Here is a 19,186-nt window from a genome sequence, read left to right on the forward strand (position 1 = left end):
CCCCCAATACTTCCCACTTTGTGATGTGATTCACAGCCCTACTTGTAGGGGTACCGCACCGCCCCAAATGGGGTATACCCACCACCGGATCCACGCCAAAGTCAAGAGTCCCCACAAGATTCCCTCAAGATCAGCTCAAACCATTGACGAAAACGATAGTTAGGTATAGGCGACTCCTTCGATTTTGTGGGTGGAACGCACCTCCACAGCGGACACATTTCCGGTACTGACTGGCTCCTGCGACGATATACATGACGCCGACGGAAAGGTCTCCCCCATGCCCGCTGCCGCTCCTGGACAACCCGGCCAAACTGGTGGTTTTCAACTGGATCTCTTACTGCACAACGCAAATGTGCAGACCCTGGATCCGTCGCGGCCCAAGGCAACGAGTATCGGAGTGCTGGGCGGGCGAATCATGGGCATGGATGCCGACATCGCCGGGCTGACCGCGCGGGAGGAAGTGGACCTGCGCGGCGCTTGTGTAACACCCGGATTCATCGATGCGCATTGCCACACCACATGGTTCGGGCTGGGGCTGGCCGAGGTCGACGTTTCCAAAGTCAGAGGAGTGGACTCCATCTATTCGTTGCTCGCCGAGGCCGCGGCTATCGCGAGCGACGACGGCAGCACCGACGGCTGGATCATGGCCACTGGATTCAACCAAAAAGACCACTTCGGCGAATTCCCCGACATCGCACAACTGGACGCCGTCACGGCTGGACGGCCACTATTTATTCGACATACCTCGGGCCACATGGCGGTGGTCAACTCCACCGCGCTGAGGCTGGCTGGCGCGGATATCGCCGGCTTCCCGGATCCCGACGGCGGTGTCATCGTACGCGACAACGACGGCAACCCGACAGGCTTGGTGCAGGAGACGGCGCAGAATCTGATTCAGGACCTCATCCGGCCCTACCCGCGCGACGCGATTGTCGCCGCACTCGAGCGCGCAACCGCCCAATATGCCCGCGAAGGTATCACCAGCTTCACGGAGGCCGGAATTGGAGGTGGCTGGATCGGGCACAGCCCTGCCGAGTTCAGCGCCTACTTCTTTGCCCAGCAGACAGGACAGTTGCATGCGCGGGCGCAGTTGATGCCAACCATCGACGTACTGCACTCGATCAACACCGCGGAGTCGGATGTCTTCGGAAATGGGCTCGACCTGGGGATCGCGTCCGGCTTTGGCAACGACTACCTGTCACTTGGCCCGGCCAAAGTCTTCCTCGATGGTTCACTGATCGGTGAGACTGCGGCGATGAGTGAGGACTACTGCAGTCATCCCGGCGCCGGGCGGGGCTACTTCCAAGCCGACCCGCTGGCCATGTGGGAACAGATCCTGGACGCCTATCGGTCCGGCTGGGCTATCGCCGCTCACGCAATAGGTGACCGCGCCGTCGGACTGGCCATCGATGTTCTCACTGAATGCAGGGAGCGTTACGGTGCCCCCGTGGTACCAAACCGGATTGAACACTGCTCGTTGACCAGGCCGGACCAAATGAAACCGTTGGCGGATGCCGGAATCGCCGTCACACCGCAGGCATCATTCTTCTTCTCAATGGGAGACCAGATCACCCGGGAGCTCGGGGAAGAAAGGTCCAACTGGGCCTACCGGGCGCGGTCGTTCATCGACGCCGGCATCCGGATGGCTGGCTCGTCGGACCGGCCTGTGGCCGACGGGCAGCCGCTCCGGGGCATGCAGGCTTTCGTGGACCGGCAAACGGATTCCGGGCAAACCTTTGGCGATCCAGGCGAATCCATCACGGCTGCGGAAGCCCTCGCCGCGTACACTACTGTCGCCGCCGAGGCCACCGGGCTGGCGGGCACGCGCGGCAGCATTACTCGGGGAAAATTGGCCGACTTTGCCGTACTGGCCGAGAATCCGATGGACGTTCCGACCGACCAGATTTCCGGGATCAAAGTCCTCGCCACCATGGTCGGCGGAAAATTCACCCATAACGAGCTGCAGGGCTTCCAGCCCTAGCGGAGATCTATCCTGCCAGCAAGCCGGTGAAGAGCCCGTAGGCAACGGAAAGCGTCATGGCGACAATCGCCAGCCAGGCAATGGGCACACGGTATTTACGGATTAACGTCATCATGATCCAGCCAGTCTAATCGCTGGTTCGCTAGCTGTTCCACAACCCGTAGGAATCTGCGAGATCGTTGATCTTCTGTGCGCGCGCCAACCGGGGGAGATAGCTTCCGTCGCCTTCCACCTCTCCCGAACTGTGTTTCTCCAGCAGCTCGTGGGCCCACTGCACCTCGCTGTGGCTGGGACTCAAACCGTAGTTGATCGTTTCAGTCTGCTCCGTCTTCAGGCACAGCTTGCCAGTCATTCCCATGGAGGCCGTCACCGCACATGCCTTCCGCAGCCCCTCTTCATCGGTTCCGAGCGTTGGACCGTCAATCGGCCCGGGCAGCTCGCCGACACGGCTGGCGACGACAAGCTTTGCCCGTGCATAGGCCAGCGCCATTGGATCATCACTGGCACCAGTGTCCCGGCGGAAATCACCCACTCCGAACGCCAGTCGGAACGTACCGGGGGCCTTGGCAATGGCTGTCGCATTTTCAATGCCGACCGCCGATTCTATTAATGCCAACACCGGCGTCCCAGCCCGAAGCCGCAGTGCGGTTTGAGAGACGTGTTCCGGCTTTTCCGTCTTTGCCAGCATCACTCCGCGCAAACCCGGAACCTGGGTCAGGGCTGAAAGGTCATCGGCCCAGAAGTCGGTATCGATGGCGTTGATCCGCACCCACGCAGTCAAACCTTCACTAAGGGCTTTTACCACCCGGTCGCGCGCAGCTTTCTTCTCATCGGCCGGGACAGCATCTTCGATGTCGAAAATCACCGAGTCCGCTTCCGAGGCAAGGGCCGCAGGGAAGTTGGCGCCCTCGCCCGCTGACTCGAGCAACCATGAGCGTGAAAGTTTGGCGGGAAGGGATGCGGCGCGTTGATTTCGTACTGAGTCCATGAAAAAACCATACGTGAGCCGGGGCGTCCTTCGATAGGCGGCACTTGTGTTGTTAAGCGCCTTTGCCGTCACGCTCCTCAGGCGACAACGAAAAACCGGGACCATTTCCGCCAAATGACTTGATCCCATAACCCTGGCCGTCGCACTTTTCCTCCAATCCCGGCGGACTTCGACGCGCTCCCGCCAGTAACCCGGATCTGGTGCTTAAACCACTCTCCCCGCTGTTCCAGTGGAACGGCGGGGAGAGCAATATGGTAGGTGACCACCCTACTGGGGGGAGGCAAGGCGATCACCGTCTATTGGTGGTCGCTCCACTGGGGGGAGGGCGGAGCGACCACCAGCTTTTTTGGCGATCGCCCTACTGGGGGGAGGCAGGGCGATCGCCGGCTTTAATGTCAGTGCAATCCATCAGCCCCAAACCTGAGCGGCCCAGGCTGCATCCCGGACATAGTCCCTGGATGGTGCCAGATTGGATAAATCTCCATGGGGGGATAAGAATCCGAGGTTTCTCATCCTTTCGACAACATCGACCGAGCATCCAAGTACTGCGCTTAGGTCTTGGGCATCTGCGGTCCAGTTGACGTCTGCTTCAGTTGTCATCATCGACGCACTTCCACTAGTTGGGATTCTGTCTCTTTTGTCCATGTCCGTGCATAGAGACCAAGGGCGGCTTCCTCACGGGATGTGAAGCCGAGCCGGTTCAACATCATCTGCGCCTGGTGGAGCGTAAGGTGCTGAGCACTTCGGCTGGCACGGGCTTTGTCCGCCCGGTACAAGTAATTATCAATAGAGCCGGACCAACGCCGCCGCCAAGTCTGCACCGCAGCATCCGATGCCGTTGCTGCCATCAGACAATGCATCGGTTGAACCTTGGTGGAGACTTGCTCCACCATGGCGGTACGTGCCCGGGGCCCGTTCTGCCCCAAGTCTGCGGTGCGCCATTTGAGGTGACTATCCCAGTAGTAATCCCAAGAAAGGCGACGTCGATCCGGCCACTGTCCCGAGCGCGGACCTCGCAACATAGCCCGCGCCGAGTCTGAGAGCAGCAGGGCCGCCAAAGCCGAACGGTTCTGTGACTTACTGAACCGCTGGTTGGCCCAAACTGCTAGATCTGAGGAAAGCTCAAAAACCTCTTGAGCCAGTTGTAATGCTTCGACTCCTCCATACTTGGCCAGCTCCGCCTCATAACGGGCAGGAAGTTCGCCATGTGGAGTGCCTCTGTGATGGTGCCGGCTGATGCCGGCGACATATTGCTGTTCGATATCCAGATTGACTATTCGACTGTCCAGCCGGTCCTGGAGTGCTCCATGGAACCGCTGCAACCGTTCAAGCGTTGTGCGGCTCCCAAGGAAACGAACCTTGATGTGAGGACCCATCTGGTCCACGCTTCGGTTGAAGAACCAACGGTCGGCGCCAAGCACCCGTGCCTGCGCTGCCAGCGGGGCAACCAAATTACCTACGACGGCGTCCGCCACGGCCAGGTCACCTGTGTAGACGGATACAGTCCACCAAAGTGGGGAACCAAGAGTTCCCGTACCCTCTCGCAGTGTGGCTACCTGGGTCATAGCGGCTTGCCTCCTCGGTTATTCGGCGGCCCACGCTGGCCGCCATATTGATTAGAGCCTGGACTTTCGTTCTAGTTCTTCCAGTCCCAGACAGCGGGTTGATAGGTGTTCTTGGCCTGAATTTCAACCACTGCGGGCTCGTCGGCCGTCGTCGAAGTTGCAGCAACTGCCGGTGCAGATATTGACGCTGCCCCAGCAGCAATGAACAATACGGCGGTAAACCGCGCAACGCTCTTTGACATGAGATCTCCCCTTCAGGTGGAACCTGGCATTCGCCTCGTCCGGGGCTTTGGCGCCCCGACAATTCAAGAATCCCTTGTACCGGATTAGGTGTCCACCTATCCAGACATCAGCATCAGGACATTGCCACAAGCGGACTTGAGCACTCTTAAAGTGAGGCAGAACTGCGTCGCCGTTATTGCAACTTCCGCGAAATTCCGGGGTTTTCGGCTGCTGCGGCAACTAGTCCAAGCGCCGACAGTAAGTTGTCCGCTTAATGCCATGTCCTGTTTTTTAGCGGAAGTAGTTGCTTGCAACAAGACTTCATCGCAAAAAACCGGCTTTCGCCGTCCTTACTCGATAAGGTGACATTGTTGATTATTCTAGGAGTTGCCGAGAAGGGAGCGCTTGTGCTGGACACGGTTTCATTCGATGTCTACCAGTTCGCGGTTGCGCAACCTGGATGGTCTAAACAGGAGGCGTCAGACGCTCTCGGTTATACGATCCGTGAAATCGATGATGCCATCTCGGAGCTCAGTCAAAGGAGATTGCTCCAACGCCCAACTGCCGAGACTGAGCGCTATGTTGCGATGTCCCCAGAAGTAGCCCTGTCGGAACTGGTGGACGAAGATGAACGAATCTTGCAAGACCTGCGCGCCTCCATTACGGGACGGCGAAGGGAATTCTCCAGCCTCATCCCTTTCTATAATGAGGCAAGGAAGAAGCTAGCGCTGGACGATACCGTCGAGGTGATTGAGGATCGCAAGGTAGTACGCCGGCTCCTCATTGATTACGGCAGGGATGTCACAGAACAAGTTCTCATTGCACAGCCTGGACAGGGGTCCTCGGCCGATGTCCACGAGGAAAGCGTCAAGAAAGATCTAGCGCTTCTCGCAAGTGGCGTGAAACGTATGAACATACTGCATCACAGCACGCGGGACCACATGCCGACGCGTAAGGCCGTAGCAGCATTGACTCCCGCCGGCGGTGAATACAGAACCTTGCCTCTGGTGCCGCTCAGGATGATGGTCTTTGATCAGAAACTCGCCATAGTTTCCCGCCAGCTTTACCCGGACGACCATGCGGCACTGGTCATCCGCGACACCAATCTCATCCGGATCTTTACCGAACTATTCCACATCGGCTGGGAGGTCGGGCAACCGTTTCCCGCTGGTCAGGATCAACCGCCGTCAAAGTTGAATAATATTCAACAATCCATCCTCAAGGGTCTCGCCGCAGGCTATGGCGATGAACCGATCGCGCGTCGGCTCGATATCAATGTTCGTACCTGCCGGCGGCATATTGCGTGGATGCTTGAAGAACTGGGTGCCACCAGCAGGTTCCAAGCCGCAATCAAAGCGCGCGAGGCCGGCTGGATCTAGTCCAATGACGCAGCCGCCACTCCAGCCTGCGCTAAGGAGTTGGCTGCCCCCCATTGACGTTCAGCGTTTCGCCAACCACGTAGCTGGACTCCGGCGAGGCCAGGAAAACATATGCCGGGCCCAGTTCTGTCGGCTGGCCGGCACGTCCCAGCGGCGTTGACTTGCCGAACTGCGGAAGCTTCTCCTTTGGCTGACCGTCGGAGACCTGCAACGGTGTCCAAAACGGTCCCGGCGCCACAGTGTTGACCCGGATTCCGCGCGGTGCCAACTGCTGCGCCAGTCCCTTGCTGAAGTTATTAATCGCTGCCTTCGTAGTGGCGTAGTCGATTTTGTCCGGGGACGGATTGTACGCCTGGATGGAGGTTGTGTTGATGATGCTGGATCCAGCCTCCATGTGAGGCAATGCGGATTTTGTAATCCAGAACATCGCGTAGACGTTCGTCTTCATCGTCTCGTCGAATTGCTCGTCCGACAGATCCTCCAGCTTCCCGCAACTGATCTGTTTACCGGCATTATTAACCAGGATGTCCAGTCCGCCGAGGCCTTCCACAGCCTTCGCGACCATGTCTTTTGCCTTTGATGCGTCGCTGATGTCGCCGGGCAGGGCAACGGCCTTCCGGCCACTTTCTTCAATGATCTTAATTATGTCCTGCGCATCCTCTTCCTCCACAGGCAAATACGAGAGAGCGACGTCGGCCCCCTCCCTCGCAAAGGAAATGGCAACGGCGGCACCGATTCCTGAATCCGCCCCGGTGATCAGCGCCCGGCGCCCTTCAAGCCGACCCGTCCCACGGTATGATTCCTGACCCCGGTCAGTATGGGGGTTCAGCCATTCATCCAGGCCAGGTTCCGGCTGGTCTTGTTCCTCCGGCGGACTGATGCTCGGGAACCGTTTTGTTGGGTCCTGGAACGTGTACTGGTCTTCAGCCATCTTGTTCTCCCATCGATCCTCGGTAATTCACACCGCCCTGTCGGCGGCAGAGATATTACAAAGCCTGCTTACGACATTACTGACGGCCGGGAGGGGTTTTCAAGGTACTGCACCTCATAGCACTTCATGACGATAAGCAGAAGTGACCACGCCACTATCAGCTTATTCACAGCCTCGAACGATTGAGTTCGTGATCAAAGCGTTATACGGTTATTTCAAGGTCAAGCAGTGGCCGCTGGATGTCTGTAATTGGATGCCACGGACCGCTGAAACCGGGGTCCATGGTTACCGAAAAGAGGCTGGATCATGACGATTACCCGCAATGCACCCGTACATTCGCAAGCTCCGCCCGGGAGCACCTTGCACAACCCGCACGCCGACGCTGCAGTCCGCCCTTGGAGCCAGCACAAAAACTACGAGTTGGTAACAGCTCCGGCCTGTGCCCGTTGCAAAACGAGTTCCTACATCTACATTGAGGAATTCATTCCACCGGAGATTAATGACGACGGCGAACTAACCAAATTGGGCGAAGCCAGCTATTTCTGTACACGCTGTGTTGAGTATGCCGCCCATGCGGTCCCGCCACTATGGACCCCGAATGGGTATCACGCGGGCTAAGATTCCCGACAGAGGGCGCCGGACGGATAACTCGGTCCGGCGCCCTTTTCGGTTACTGCCCGCCGTCACTGCCGCATCAATAATCGTGTCGGCATGTGCCGGCACTCCGGATAGTGATTCGGATTCGACCAATCCCTCCGGGTCTCAGCAGGCATCCCAATCACCCAGGACCACAGAGGCTCCAACTGTCTCACCGACTCCAGAACCGCAAGTGACCGCTCCGCAAGCCGGAGCCGCCATTCCGCTCACTGTGTATTACATAGCCCTCAACGACGGCGGCGCGACGGGTGAAGAGGTCGGTTGCGGTGACAGTCTCGTAGCCGCCTTCACAGAACCAGTGGCGTTCAAGGACCAACTCAAAGCAACAATGGACCGCCTGCTTGCTGACGACAACATGCATCACGGCGGCTCGGGTCTGTACAACGCCCTCTATAAATCCGACCTAACGTTTACAAGCGGAAACGTCTCCGACGGCACCGTGACGGTAAATCTCAAGGGAACAATCAGACAGTCCGGGGTTTGTGATGCGCCGAGGATCGAGGCGCAGCTAAGCCAAGCCGCGGAGACCGCCGCCGGCGCAGATTCTTCGGACATCACCCTCAACGGAAAACCGCTGCCCGAAGTCCTCTCAAGCCGCTGATCGGCCTCGCGCCAGTGGGCGTTATCCTTATCTGATGACTTCCCACAAAACAGTTAGCCCAGAGACGTTGCCGGCTGAAACCGAAGTGGCCCTTGAGCGTGCCTCCGCCTCGGAGTTCCACGAGCATTTGCTCTCCGCGCGGGCGGCAAATATCAAACAATCGGCGGTGCGCGACGTCTTCGATGTCTCCATGCGGCCAGGCTTGGTGTCGCTGGCAGGAGGAAACCCTTACCTCAAGTCGCTGCCCCTTGACCGGTTGGGGGAAACGGCGTCGAAAATCATCTCCGAGCATGGACTCGAAGCGCTGCAGTACGGCGGGGGCCAGGGAACCGAAGAACTTCGCCGCCAGATCTGCGAAGTAATGGCGGCCGAGGGCATCACCGATGCTGTCCCGGAGAATGTCGTCGTCACCGCCGGTTCGCAGTCCGCACAGGATGTCGCAGCGAAGATCTTCTGCAATCCCGGCGACGTGATACTGGTGGAAGACCCGACTTATGTGGGTGCGCTCAACACCTTCGAGGCTTATCAGGTGGACGCGCAAACAGTGCCCATGGACGAAGATGGGCTGATCCCGGAAGAGTTGGAGCGCAGGATCGCGGAAGTTCGGGCCGACGGCGGAAACATCAAGATGCTCTACACCATCCCGAGCTTCAACAATCCCTCCGGCATCACGCTGGCTTCGGATCGACGGCAGCGCATTGCCGATATCTGCAAAGCCCACAAGATCCTCATCCTCGAGGACAATCCATACGGACTTCTGCGGTTTGACGACGAAGTGTTCAGGCCTTTGCGCGCGGACAACCCGGACGACGTCATCTATACCGGCTCATTCTCGAAAATCTTCGGTCCCGGATTGCGGATCGGCTGGGCTCTGGTGCCTACTCATCTTCAGCGCAAGTTCTACCTGGCGGCCGAAGCGGTCATCCTGTGCCCGCCGACCTTGAACCAGATGCTGCTCTCGGCCTACTTCCGGGACTACGACTGGCGCGCCCAGATCGACACCTACCGCGCGCTGTACCGGGAACGCTGTGAGGCAATGCTCGAAGCCCTGGAGAAATACATGCCAGAAGGTGTCAGCTGGACGCGACCGGCAGGTGGGTTTTTCGTCTGGGTGACTCTGCCGGATGGTGTCAACACGTACCCGCTGCTGCAGAAAGCGATTGACGCCGGCGTGGTGTTCATTCCCGGAGCAGCCTTCACCCCCTCCGACGAGCCAAACAATAATCTGCGGCTTGCCTTCAGTGCCGTCGGTGGCGACGACATCGCCGAAGGCGTGCGCCGCTTGGCGCCGGTGCTGCAGGAAGCCATCGACGCGCGGTAAGGACCATGAGGGCTGGCTACTTCAGAGCCGCTCACTGCAGAGAGGGCCGCCCCCGGAACTTTGTCCGACGGCGGCCCTCTCCCTTAGTTGCCTTACTGCTGACGGTGCTCAGGCGTTCTGCGGGAACGCCGGGCGCTTCGGATAGACCGCACACAACTCCAGGAAGCGGGTATTGGCTTCAGGCTCACCGATGCTGACCCGGATGCCCTCGTTGCCAAACGCGCGCAGGGACAGAGCCTGTTCTCCGGCCAGGGCTGCAAACTCCTGTGTGTTTTCACCCAAGTTCAACCAAACAAAATTGCCTTGCGCCTCGGGAACAAACCAGCCCAGTTCCTTCAAGCCACTGGTTACACGGTCCCGCTCATCAACCAGGCTCTGGACACGTTCGAGTACCTGATCAAAGTTCCGCAGCGAGGCGATTGCGGCATGCTCGGCCACCGAAGAAACGCCGAAGGGCACAGCGCTGACACGGAGGTACTGGGTCAGCTCCGGATTGGAGACGGAATAACCGACCCGCAGGTTTGCCAGGCCATGCGCCTTGGAGAAGGTCCGCAGGGAAATCACATTGCGGTATTTTTGATACATCTCGATACCGTTGACCACCTCGGGGTCACGGACGAATTCCTGGTAGGCCTCGTCAATGATGACGATGACGTCGGAAGGAACCTGCCCGATAAACCACTCAACTTCCGTCCTGGTCAGGCTGGGGCCGGTTGGATTGTTCGGCGTGCAGAGCAGGACGATCTTCGTTCGTTCGTTGACGGCGGCAGCCATCGCCTCCAGGTCGTGGGTTCCGTCGTCCTTGACGGGAATCTGCACGCTGTTCGCTCCCGACAGGCCAACCGAGATGGGGTAAGCCTCGAAGGAACGCCAGGGATATACAACCTCGTCAGGCACGCCGTCGTCGTTCTGCCCGGCGAAAGTGGCCAGGATCTGGTTCAGTGCACCCAGGCTGCCTGTTCCGGTGACGATGTCCTCCATCTGTACGTCAAGGAACTCGGCCAGTTCGGCGCGCAGGGCATTGGCAACCGGATCGGGATAACGGTTGACCGCCGTCGTATCCGCAATGGCTTCCAATACCGCTGGAATCGGCGGCAGTGGGTTTTCGTTGGAGGACAGCTTAAAGCTCTCAAGCCCCTCGACGGCGACCGGCGGCTTACCTGCCGCGTAGCGGGGAAGCTTGCCGAGCACCCCCCGGGGCTGAACCTCAGCAGCGGTGGTGCGGTTCTGTAGTGAAGTCATACCGTCCAGCTTAAGGGAGCAGGTCCCGGAGCAGTGAATCGCCAAAATGGCCAATCCGGCGGTGAGGGGCCGCGCGAAGCCGGGAATTCCCTGCTGTTTCCCAGATCGTTGTGTCAGCATAGTTGTATGGGTATATTCCTAGTCCGGGTTTTGATCAATGCTCTGGCGCTGTGGGTGGCCAGTTGGATCCTGTCCGGCATTTCCATTTCAGCTTCCGGGGCCGAGGGCCTTGCACAAGGGAACAACACAGTCGCCCTCATTCTTGGCTACCTATTTATCGGCCTCATCTTTGGTCTGGTCAACTCACTGGTCAAACCCATCGTCAGCCTGTTGTCGTTGCCGCTCACCATCCTCACTCTCGGGTTGTTCACCATCATCATTAATGCGGGAATGCTGATGCTCACCTCGTGGCTGAGTTCCCTTACCCCGATCGAGTTCAGGGTGGACTCCTTTTTCTGGTCCGCCATTCTCGGTGCGATCATCATCAGCGTTGTTTCGCTGCTTGTCGGCGCCATTACCCCCGGTAAGCGAAAGTAGCGGCACTCGCCTACCAGTTGCGTGGCACTTTATAGTTGCGGCTGGCCGGGGGTCGTTGTTTGGGTGGCGTTAGCGGTTGGCGTTCCAGGCTGAACTTGTAAGACGACACCTTGGCGCCCATTGGCACGAAGGCCGCTATCCCCGCCACGGTGGTCGAGACGGAGGGGTGATTGCTGGCTTCAAGCAGTTCGGCCTTGTGGACATAGTTGCCTACAGAATGTCCGTCCATTTTTTCACCGGTGTACGGGTCGTACGGCGGGTCTGTTTGGAACGTCACGGTTACATTGTTCTTCGTGTCCGGTGGTTTTTTAAGATCGAAATTGGCGACAAATTCACCCCGTTGTTGCAGATTGAGACCGCTGGTTCCGTCCGGCAACGGTATTCCCCCGACCGGTGAACCAGCTGTGATCACATGCTTTGCGTCGAATTCGGCCAGGAAAGCAGGATCGGAGACTACGGCGCGCGCATGCAGTCCCCCACCGCTGTGCCCGATAAGCATCACCGGTGCTCCGGACGGTGCCCCTGCCTCCTTTAGAGCCTCCGTTACCGCATTTGCCATATGCGGTGATCCAGTCATAGCTGCCAGATCCCCGGTGAGGTCAAGCGGGTTATCAGTGTCCCAGGGATTCCACTCCTTAGTGCCCGGGATGGTGACGGCATACCGGGCCGGCCCACCTTCGGTTTCGATGACCGCTACTTCGATGACGTTCTCCACGCCGTCGCCGTCAACCCATCTCATTCCGGTTCGTTCCACCAAGCCGGAGAGGGAAGCGTCGTAGTTTGTCACTTCACGATCGCCGTCTCTGTCCGGAACGAGTGTGGTTGTAATCGGACGGGCGATAAATGCGCCACCCAAGATGTGGCCTCCCCACCGAAGGATCGCCGCCAGCTCATCACCTGGATGGAACCAATACTCCTCTTGGGAGACAAATGGCTGCATGGACCTGTTTCCCAAGGCGTCATAGCCGCGCCGGGCGCTCATCTCGAAGTTCCGGTATTGGTTTATGAGTGAGCCTTCGACGTCAGCGTACGTCTCGAATGCGGCGTTCAGGTGGTTTGCCAAGTCCTGGAACCTTGTCACATGCGCAGACGCCTCTCGAGCCACGTTGGCCACCTGAATCTGGGCCGCGGTTGCCTCAGCACGAAGTTGCGGCTCGGCCGGGAACGAGGTTAATTGCCAGGCGAACTCGTTCAGTTCAGATTCCACCCTGTGGAGTTCGTCCGCCAACACCTCCAGCTCCTTAGCGCCGCGCAGTAATTCAGTCCAGGAGAACGAGATGCCTCCAACGCCGCCGCTGACAATGTAGCCGCCAGGCTGTACATCCACCCACCAGGAATGCTCCGGCAGGGCATCCTCGATAGACAAGCTCATCCGCCCGCACCGCTCGCCTCAGCGGCCGCCACAGCTGCAACATTGTCCGCCAGCCGGCGCAGTGTTACCGCCGCATAAGCAATCTGCTCATGCAATTCAGTCATGGTCCGGCGATGTTCGTACAGGCACTGGCGGAAGGCCTGCCCGGCAGGCGACTGCCAATCAATGCCCTGGATCGATTGGATACGTCCGGTCAGCTCATCGACCCGCGTGGCACAGCCCCGCAACCGTTCTTCGATCAGGTAGTACGAGTAACCCGGGCCGCAGACTAGTGGTCCCGCCCCTGTTGTATACATCCGGTCCGTCCTTCCGCCCTCTTGCCGTCGTCGTAATTCACGCTAGAGAGCCGACAACATGTCCGCCATCGCCTGCACCTGGGATGTGGACAACCCGGTACACGCATGGGTGCCTGTGGAGGACAAGTAATGAACGACGAGGCCTGTCTGATCGTGGAAGAATGAGGGCCATGCCTGAAACTGCTGTACGCAACCGTGTCGACCTGAGCACCATTACCCCTTCGATCGCCTTGGGGCCACTCGATGGCCGCTACAAAGGCGCAGTCGAAACGCTCGTAAACCACCTTTCCGAGGCCGCGCTCAACCGTGACCGTTTGGCTGTGGAGGTCGAGTGGTTCATCCACCTGACCGACAACTCGGTGCTTCCGGGTACATCGCCGTTGTATGCGGAGCAGCAGGAAAAACTGCGGGACCTGGTGGTTAATTTCGACGCCGAATCCATCGCCGAACTCGGCGAGATCGAGCGCGTGACGGTTCACGACGTCAAGGCCATTGAATACTTCATCAAGCGCCGGTTGCCGATCATCGGGCTGGACCACCTGGGCGAGCTCGTCCATTTCGGCTGCACCAGTGAGGACATCAATAACCTCTCCTACGCCCTTGGCATCAAGAGCGCTGTGGAGGAAGTGTGGCTGCCGGCGGCGCAGACGCTGCTCGACGACGTCGTCGAACTTGCGGAAGCTACCCGGGAGATCCCGATGCTGTCCCGCACGCACGGCCAACCAGCCACGCCCACTACGTTGGGCAAGGAACTCGCCGTCGTCGCCCACCGCCTGGGACGGCAGCTCACACGGATCCGCAATACCGAGTATCTAGGCAAGATCAATGGCGCAACCGGAACCTATAGTGCGCACTACGCTTCCGTCCCGGAGGCGGACTGGCAGCAGGTATCGCGGACCTTCGTGGAGGGGCTGGGCCTGACCTGGAACCCACTGACCACACAGATCGAATCCCACGATTGGCAGGCGGAGCTCTACGCCGACGTCGCACGGTTCAACCGCATCCTGCACAACTTCTGCACGGATGTGTGGAGCTACATTTCCATTGGCTACTTCGCGCAGGTGCCGGTGGCGGGGGCGACGGGCTCCTCAACCATGCCGCACAAGGTCAACCCGATCCGCTTCGAGAACGCCGAAGCAAACCTGGAGATCTCCTGCTCGTTGCTGGACACCCTCGGGGAGACGCTGATTACCAGCCGCTGGCAGCGCGACCTGACAGACTCCTCCTCACAGCGAAATATCGGCGTCGCGTTCGGGCATTCCCTGCTTGCCATCTCCAATGTCCAGCGTGGACTGGCCGCCCTCGACGTCGCCAGCGATGTGCTCGCGCACGATCTGGACACGAACTGGGAGGTGCTCGGCGAGGCGATCCAGATGGTCATGCGCGCCGAAGCGATCGCCGGCGTCGAAGGCATGGATGAGCCGTACGAGCGGCTCAAGGAGCTGACCCGCGGGCAGCGCGTCAACCAGGAACGGATGCAGGAATTCGTCTCCGGTCTGGGGCTTTCCAGCGAAGCACAGAACCGGCTGATGCGGCTGACCCCAGGCAGCTACACGGGCATCGCGGCCGAGTTGGTCGATCACCTGAAGTAGCAAGCCAGCCACACCGGCCGGGCCAGGACTCAGACCGCCGCGCCGAACCGCTCAGCAGAACGTGCCTTGGCCTTCGCGGCTTCGACCTCCCGGTCCTTGGGCGGCGCCGTCGTCACCAAGACATCGAGGAGGTGCTGCGTGACATGGCCTATTTCATGGACGGCCCTGTTGAACGCTTCCTCGTTGGCCTTTGACGGCTTGGTGCTGCCACTGACTTTACGGACGTACTGCAGAGCAGCTGCCTCTACCTCTGCGGTCGTTGCAGCCGGTTCATAGTTGTGCAGTGTACGGATATTCCGGCACATTGATGTCTCCTTGCAGATGTTTGCCTGATTCCAGTGTGCACGCATAGAGGCGTTGGCGGAAGGTCTAAAAAGTGACCAGGTGAAGCGACAAAATGACAGGAGGTGCCGCCATGATGGGTGGACACCATGCCGCCTGCGGCGCCGCCGCCTGGGTGGCTCTGGCATCGACGGCTCCGTTTGCGCTCGGCTGGTATCCGGTCAGTCCGCTCGGGGTGCTTACGGGCGCTCTGGTGACGGCGGGTGCGGCTCTGCTGCCTGACCTGGACCACCGCAGCGGCACCATCGCCAACGCCCTCCCCCCGCTGACCAAGGTCCTGGCGGGCGGCATCGAAACGATCAGTGGCGGTCACCGGCGCGGTACCCATTCGCTGCTGGGCGCGGCCGCATTTATCCTGATGGCAATCTGGCTGGGGCTCGCAACGGCCGACGTTCCGGGATTCGGTGAAATCGCGGTGGGCGCCGGCGTCCTGTCCGTTCTGCTGATGGGATTCGCGCTGAAGTCGCTGAAACTCGCGGGCGGCCCGGTGCAAAGCTGGCTGCTGGCACTCAGTCTGAGCTGTTTCATTGCCGTAAACGCGCCGCAGCAACACGACTGGCTGCCCATCGCCGTCGGACTTGGAGTACTGGCCCACCTGGCCGGCGACCTGATCACCACCGGAGCGATCATGCTGCTGTGGCCGCTGCGGCTCAAGCGGCCCCGCCGCCTCGCCCGGATTTCAGGTCTGCGCGACATCTGGAAACCCGGCGGCTGCCTGGCTATTCCACTCCTCGGCGGCACCGGCTCGCGCCGTGAGTGGGCGCTGTTGGTTCCGGTCTCGCTCTACGCCATCTACGGTGTGACAGATGCCGGATTCAGGTGGCTGGCCGCGCTCCTCTAGGCCCGCCGTCGTCGTCGTTATTTCACCGCGCCCATAGACAGGCCGCGGACCAGCTGCTTCTGTGCGATCCAACCGGCGATGACCACCGGCAGCGAGGCCAGCACCGACGCCGCGGACAGCTTGGCCAGGAACAATCCCTCACTGGTCATCGTCGAGACCAGGAACACCGGCACGGTCGGTGCGGTGGCGGCGGTGAGGTTCAAGGCGAAGAAGAACTCGTTCCAGGCGAAAATCACGCAGATCAGCGCGGTCGCGGCGAGACCGGGAGCCACCATCGGCATCAGGACTGTCCGCAGAGTCTTCAGCAGGCCGGCCCCGTCCATCTCCGCGGCTTCCAGGACCTCGGCCGGAACTTCCTGGAAGAACGAGCGCATCATCCACACGGCGATGGGCAGGTTCATGGCCGTGTAGAGCACCACCAGCGTCCAAATGTTGTCCAGCGCGCCGATCTGCCCGGCGATCACGTAAATCGGCATGATCACGGCCACCACCGGGAGCATTTTGGTGGAGATGAAGAAGAACAGGACGTCCTTGGTCTTCTTCACCGGCCTGATACTCAGGGCATAGGCAGCGGGAACGCCCAGCGCAATCACCAGAACGGTGGAAACGCCGGTGGCGATCATCGAGTTGGCGAAGTAGACGCCGGCCCCGGAATCGAGCACCGCCCGGAACTGGTCCAGCGTTGGCTCGAAGAAGAACGACGGCGGGGTGGAGGCTGCCGCCGATTCCTGCTTGAACGCCGTCATCACCATCCACAGCACCGGGGCGAAGAACAGCAGACCCACAATCCAGGTCAGCGCCGTCAGCAGGGACGAGGACATCCGCCGTTTCGACGCCGGGGAGTGCGGCCGGGCGGGTTGGTTCGCCGTCGGCGGCGAAAGGGCTGCGCTGCGGGACGGATCGCCGGCGGAGGGGCTTTCGAGCTTGGTGGTCATGGCTTAGTCCTTTATGTCGAAGCTGCGGAAGAGGAGCCGCAGCGCGAAGACGGCGATGATGATGGTTCCGATCACGACGACGACGCCCATGGCTGCCGCCTGGCCAATGTCGAAGCCGAGGAACGCCCGCTGGTAGATGTAAAAGGGAAGGTTGGCGCTGGCCGTGCCGGGCCCGCCTGCGGTCATCAGGTAGATGTGGTCGAACGTATTGACCACGTAGATCGCACCGAGCAGCAGGCCGAGTTCGATGTAGCGGCGCAGTTGGGGCAAGGTCACGGAAGTGAAGGTCTGCCACCAGCTGGCACCGTCCATCTGGGCTGCCTCGAGCACGTCCTTGGGCTGTGCCTGCAGACCGGCCAGCACCAGCAGCATCATGAAGGGCGTCCACTGCCAGACGAGGGCGATCAGGATCGAGAACACCGGGAAGGTTGACGTCCAGGCCACGGCTGGAATGCCGAAGAGGCCGATGAACCAGTTCACCAAGCCGTAGCTGGGATCGAGCATCGAGACCGCCCACAGCATCGCCCCGGCCACCGGCATGATCAAGAACGGTGTGATCATGAGGGTGCGGATGAAGCCCTGTCCGCGGAATTTCCTGTCCAGCAGCAGCGCGAACACGATACCCAGCACCATGGCGGCCAGCACGCAGCCCACCGTGATGATGACGCTGTTCAGAGCCGCGCCGCGGAACGTTGAGTCGGTAAAGATGTCGGCGTAGTTGCCGAGTCCGACGAAGATGTTGCCGTCAGGCCGCAGCAGGTTCCAGGAGCGCAGCGAGTACCAGAGGGTGACCAGGAACGGGATCTGGGTGACGACGACGACGAAGATCACCGCTGGCAGCAATGGTGCCCGACGGCGCCAGCCCTCTGCCTTGCTCTGCTCACGGTGCGTGCGGAGCTGCTGCTGTTTGACGTTGTGCCGCTCTACGAGGGTGGCCATCAGTTTTCTCCTGCCTGGTAGGTTTCAGCCACCGTTTCGGCATACCGCTGGGATTGTTCCAGCGCCTCTTCGACGGTTTTCTGTCCCGCAATCGCTGCGGATATTTGCTGTGCCACGCGGGTTCCCAAGTCCTGGAATTCCGGTATCCCGACGAACTGCAGTCCGGTGTAAGGGACGGGTTTCGTCATCGATGTCTGCTGAGAGGCACCGGCGATGGCCGAGAGAGTCGGCTCCGCATAGGCCTCGGAAACCTTTTCGTAGCCGGGGATCTCGTAGGTGGACTGGCGGCTTCCGGGTGGTACGCGTTCCCAGCCGAATTCGTTGCCGACCAGCTTGATGTAGTCCTTGCTGGTCATCCAGGACATGAATTCCCATGCGGCGTCCTTGTGCTCGCTGGTCTTGGGGATGGCCAGTGACCAGCTGTAGAGCCATCCGGCCGCCTCGGTCTTGTTCACCGGTGATGCGGCGTAGGCCGTCTTGTCGGAAACGAGCGACGAGGCGGGGTCTTCGACGCTGGAAACCATCGACGTCGCGTCATACCACATGGCGGCATTGCCCTGGCTGTACCGGGTGAGGCAGTCGCCGAATCCGCTGGTGGCTGCGCCCGGCTGGCCGTAGTTCCGAACCAGGCTCACATAATCCGTGACGGCGGCTTTAACCTGTGGGGAATCGAGGGTTGCGTTCCAGTCCATGTCGAACCAGCGGCCGCCGTAGGTATTGATGACGGTATTCAATGGCGCCAGGTTCTCGCCCCAGCCGGCCAGACCACGGAGGCAGATCCCGGCCACGCCGTTTTGCGGATCGTGCAGATTCTTCGCCAGGCGCTGGATATCGTTCCAGGTCGGGTCCTCCGGCATGGTCACGCCGGCCTTCTTGAACAGATCCTCCCGGTAGGCCACGAACGAGGATTCGCCATAGAACGGCACCGAGTAGAGGTCGTCCTCGTAGCTGAGCGATTTGCGGATGTTCGGCAGAATATCGTCCGGATCGTAGCCCTCGGTTGTTTCCGCGTACTCCTGCAGGTTGGTGATCCAGCCGTTTTCGGCCCACATGGGAGTTTCGTAATTGGAAATCATGACGACGTCGAACTCCCCGCCGCCGGTCGCAACGGACGCGGTGATCTTCGCCCGGGCTTCATTTTCCGGCAGCGAAACGAACTGAACGTCGATATTGGGATGCTCGGCCCGGAACTTGTCCTGCAGGGCAATGGCGTCCTGCATCTGTGGGTTCGATACGATCGCGACCACGATCTGGGTTTTGCCCTCACCGGCACCAATCGCGCCCGCTCCGGCACAGCCAGTCAGCGCCAGCGATGCGGCTATCAGGCCGGCGAAGAAGGTCCGGCGTCGTCCGCGCCGCCGCGGGGTCTCCGGGGCAACTTCATTCTTGTGTCGGAACATTGCTGTCCTTGTCATCTGCTCAGTTGAGAATTGCATGCTTGCTCA

General features: G+C 60.1%; 18 protein-coding genes. 7 read left to right on the forward strand and 11 right to left on the reverse strand.

What is annotated here, in order from left to right:
* Window positions 1-190: 190 nt before the first annotated feature.
* Entirely contained in the window at window positions 191-1,981 is a 1,791-nt protein-coding gene (locus ACX80B_RS04710; RefSeq protein WP_459293597.1) for an amidohydrolase, read from the forward strand.
* Window positions 1,982-2,123: 142 nt separating this feature from the next.
* Here the strand turns inward: ACX80B_RS04710 and ACX80B_RS04715 are convergent, their stop codons facing one another.
* From ACX80B_RS04715 to ACX80B_RS04725, 3 genes are all read right to left on the reverse strand, one after another.
* Window positions 2,124-2,969, reverse strand: a complete 846-nt coding sequence (locus tag ACX80B_RS04715; protein WP_459293599.1) for an HpcH/HpaI aldolase/citrate lyase family protein — start codon at window positions 2,967-2,969, stop codon at window positions 2,124-2,126.
* 599 nt (window positions 2,970-3,568) lie between these two features.
* On the reverse strand, window positions 3,569-4,534 hold the full coding sequence (locus tag ACX80B_RS04720; RefSeq protein ID WP_459293601.1) for a lantibiotic dehydratase C-terminal domain-containing protein: 966 nt from the start codon (window positions 4,532-4,534) through the stop codon (window positions 3,569-3,571).
* A gap of 71 nt (window positions 4,535-4,605) precedes the next feature.
* Complete coding sequence (locus ACX80B_RS04725) at window positions 4,606-4,776, reverse strand: hypothetical protein (RefSeq protein WP_459293603.1); 171 nt, start codon at window positions 4,774-4,776, stop codon at window positions 4,606-4,608.
* 288 nt (window positions 4,777-5,064) lie between these two features.
* On the opposite strand from ACX80B_RS04725, the gene ACX80B_RS04730 reads away from it, so the two are divergent.
* Entirely contained in the window at window positions 5,065-6,135 is a 1,071-nt protein-coding gene (locus ACX80B_RS04730; protein WP_459293605.1) for a LuxR C-terminal-related transcriptional regulator, read from the forward strand.
* A gap of 31 nt (window positions 6,136-6,166) precedes the next feature.
* On the opposite strand, the gene ACX80B_RS04735 is transcribed toward ACX80B_RS04730, so the two are convergent.
* Complete coding sequence (locus ACX80B_RS04735) at window positions 6,167-7,066, reverse strand: SDR family oxidoreductase (protein ID WP_459293607.1); 900 nt, start codon at window positions 7,064-7,066, stop codon at window positions 6,167-6,169.
* Between the two features lie 829 nt (window positions 7,067-7,895).
* Between ACX80B_RS04735 and ACX80B_RS04740 the strand changes: the two genes are divergently transcribed.
* Window positions 7,896-8,324, forward strand: coding sequence for a GerMN domain-containing protein (locus ACX80B_RS04740; RefSeq protein ID WP_459293609.1), 429 nt, complete (start codon window positions 7,896-7,898; stop codon window positions 8,322-8,324).
* A 34-nt stretch (window positions 8,325-8,358) separates the two neighbouring features.
* Window positions 8,359-9,645, forward strand: coding sequence for an aminotransferase-like domain-containing protein (locus ACX80B_RS04745; protein ID WP_459293611.1), 1,287 nt, complete (start codon window positions 8,359-8,361; stop codon window positions 9,643-9,645).
* Between the two features lie 108 nt (window positions 9,646-9,753).
* Here ACX80B_RS04745 and ACX80B_RS04750 read toward each other — a convergent pair whose 3' ends face one another.
* Window positions 9,754-10,887: a histidinol-phosphate transaminase gene (locus tag ACX80B_RS04750; RefSeq protein ID WP_459293613.1), complete on the reverse strand. Its 1,134-nt coding sequence runs from the start codon at window positions 10,885-10,887 to the stop codon at window positions 9,754-9,756.
* Window positions 10,888-11,013: 126 nt separating this feature from the next.
* Here ACX80B_RS04750 and ACX80B_RS04755 point away from each other — a divergent pair, with 126 nt between their 5' ends.
* Window positions 11,014-11,424, forward strand: coding sequence for a phage holin family protein (locus tag ACX80B_RS04755; RefSeq protein WP_459293615.1), 411 nt, complete (start codon window positions 11,014-11,016; stop codon window positions 11,422-11,424).
* Window positions 11,425-11,434: 10 nt separating this feature from the next.
* On the opposite strand, the gene ACX80B_RS04760 is transcribed toward ACX80B_RS04755, so the two are convergent.
* Together ACX80B_RS04760 and ACX80B_RS04765 are read right to left on the reverse strand one after the other, a co-directional pair.
* On the reverse strand, window positions 11,435-12,796 hold the full coding sequence (locus ACX80B_RS04760; protein WP_459293617.1) for a PGAP1-like alpha/beta domain-containing protein: 1,362 nt from the start codon (window positions 12,794-12,796) through the stop codon (window positions 11,435-11,437).
* On the reverse strand, window positions 12,793-13,092 hold the full coding sequence (locus tag ACX80B_RS04765; RefSeq protein ID WP_459293619.1) for a WXG100 family type VII secretion target: 300 nt from the start codon (window positions 13,090-13,092) through the stop codon (window positions 12,793-12,795). The genes ACX80B_RS04760 and ACX80B_RS04765 overlap by 4 nt, the downstream gene beginning before the upstream one ends.
* Before the next feature lie 170 nt (window positions 13,093-13,262).
* Here ACX80B_RS04765 and purB point away from each other — a divergent pair, with 170 nt between their 5' ends.
* Window positions 13,263-14,684 (forward strand): adenylosuccinate lyase, encoded by a 1,422-nt coding sequence (gene purB / locus ACX80B_RS04770; RefSeq protein ID WP_459293621.1) that lies wholly within the window; start codon window positions 13,263-13,265, stop codon window positions 14,682-14,684.
* Window positions 14,685-14,713: 29 nt separating this feature from the next.
* On the opposite strand, the gene ACX80B_RS04775 is transcribed toward purB, so the two are convergent.
* Window positions 14,714-14,989 carry a DUF2277 domain-containing protein gene (locus tag ACX80B_RS04775; protein WP_459293623.1) on the reverse strand — a complete coding sequence of 92 codons (276 nt, stop codon included), beginning with the start codon at window positions 14,987-14,989 and terminating at the stop codon, window positions 14,714-14,716.
* Between the two features lie 110 nt (window positions 14,990-15,099).
* On the opposite strand from ACX80B_RS04775, the gene ACX80B_RS04780 reads away from it, so the two are divergent.
* Window positions 15,100-15,867 carry a metal-dependent hydrolase gene (locus tag ACX80B_RS04780; protein WP_459293625.1) on the forward strand — a complete coding sequence of 256 codons (768 nt, stop codon included), beginning with the start codon at window positions 15,100-15,102 and terminating at the stop codon, window positions 15,865-15,867.
* 17 nt (window positions 15,868-15,884) lie between these two features.
* On the opposite strand, the gene ACX80B_RS04785 is transcribed toward ACX80B_RS04780, so the two are convergent.
* From ACX80B_RS04785 to ACX80B_RS04795, 3 genes are read right to left on the reverse strand one after another with little or no spacing between them, the layout of a single operon-like run.
* On the reverse strand, window positions 15,885-16,802 hold the full coding sequence (locus ACX80B_RS04785) for a carbohydrate ABC transporter permease (RefSeq protein ID WP_459293626.1): 918 nt from the start codon (window positions 16,800-16,802) through the stop codon (window positions 15,885-15,887).
* Between the two features lie 3 nt (window positions 16,803-16,805).
* A complete protein-coding gene (locus ACX80B_RS04790) occupies window positions 16,806-17,741 on the reverse strand; it encodes a carbohydrate ABC transporter permease (protein ID WP_459293628.1) in 936 nt (311 codons plus the stop codon).
* A complete protein-coding gene (locus tag ACX80B_RS04795; protein WP_459293630.1) occupies window positions 17,741-19,156 on the reverse strand; it encodes an ABC transporter substrate-binding protein in 1,416 nt (471 codons plus the stop codon). The genes ACX80B_RS04790 and ACX80B_RS04795 overlap by 1 nt, the downstream gene beginning before the upstream one ends.
* Window positions 19,157-19,186 lie beyond the last annotated feature (30 nt).

The organism is Arthrobacter monumenti (assembly GCF_054511255.1).